Origin of the sequence: Streptomyces sp. HPF1205, from assembly GCF_020400825.1 — a bacterium.
GTDB lineage: Bacteria > Actinomycetota > Actinomycetes > Streptomycetales > Streptomycetaceae > Actinacidiphila.
The window spans coordinates 1-1,105 of record NZ_JAINVH010000117.1; the positions used below are offsets into that span (position 1 = coordinate 1).

A 1,105-nucleotide genomic window follows, 5' to 3' on the forward strand; every position below is an offset into this window, starting at 1 on the left:
TTCTCGACGCGCTCCTCGGCGCCGACCCGACCTCCCGGGTGGCCGTGGAGACGTTGATCACCACCGGTCAGGTGCACATCGCGGGCGAGGTGACCACCTCCGCCTACGCCGACATCGCCACCCTGGTGCGCAACAAGATCCTCGACATCGGGTACGACTCGTCGAGGAAGGGCTTCGACGGCGCCTCGTGCGGGGTGTCGGTGTCGATCGGCGCGCAGTCGCCGGACATCGCGCGGGGCGTGGACACCGCGTACGAGCAGCGGGTTGCCGAGGACTCCGAAGCGGGCGCCTCAACCGGCGGCGACGACGAGTTGAGCCGGCAGGGTGCCGGTGACCAGGGGTTGATGTTCGGGTACGCGTCGGACGAGACGCCTGAGTTGATGCCGTTGCCGATCACGCTGGCGCACCGGTTGTCCCGGCGGTTGTCGGAGGTGCGCAGGAACGGGACGATTCCGTATCTGCGGCCGGACGGCAAGACGCAGGTGACGATCGAGTACGACGGGGACAAGGCGGTGCGGCTGGACACGGTGGTGGTGTCCTCGCAGCATGCCTCGGACATCGATCTGGATTCGCTGCTGGCGCCGGACATCCGTGAGTTCGTGGTGGAGCCGGAGTTGAAGGCTCTGCTGGAGGACGGGATCAAGCTGGACACCGAGGGGTACCGGCTGCTGGTGAATCCGACGGGGCGGTTCGAGATCGGCGGGCCGATGGGGGACGCGGGTCTGACCGGGCGGAAGATCATCATCGACACGTACGGGGGGATGGCGCGGCACGGGGGCGGGGCGTTCTCGGGCAAGGATCCGTCGAAGGTGGACCGTTCGGCGGCGTACGCGATGCGGTGGGTGGCCAAGAACGTGGTGGCCGCGGGGCTGGCGGCGCGGTGCGAGGTGCAGGTGGCGTACGCGATCGGCAAGGCGGAGCCGGTGGGGTTGTTCGTGGAGACCTTCGGTACCGAGGCGGTGGAGGTGGAGCGGATCGAGCAGGCGATCGGGCAGGTCTTCGATCTGCGGCCGGCGGCGATCATCCGTGATCTGGACCTGCTGCGGCCGATCTACGCGCAGACCGCGGCGTACGGGCACTTCGGGCGGGAACTGCCCGACTTCAC

The 1,105-nt window shown here is 68.8% G+C and carries 1 protein-coding gene; it reads left to right on the plus strand.

Translation table 11 applies throughout. The annotated features are described in order from the left end of the window. Positions 1-1,105: methionine adenosyltransferase (gene metK, locus K7G61_RS35885; RefSeq protein WP_225851343.1), on the plus strand; the 1,105-nt coding region annotated here is incomplete at both ends.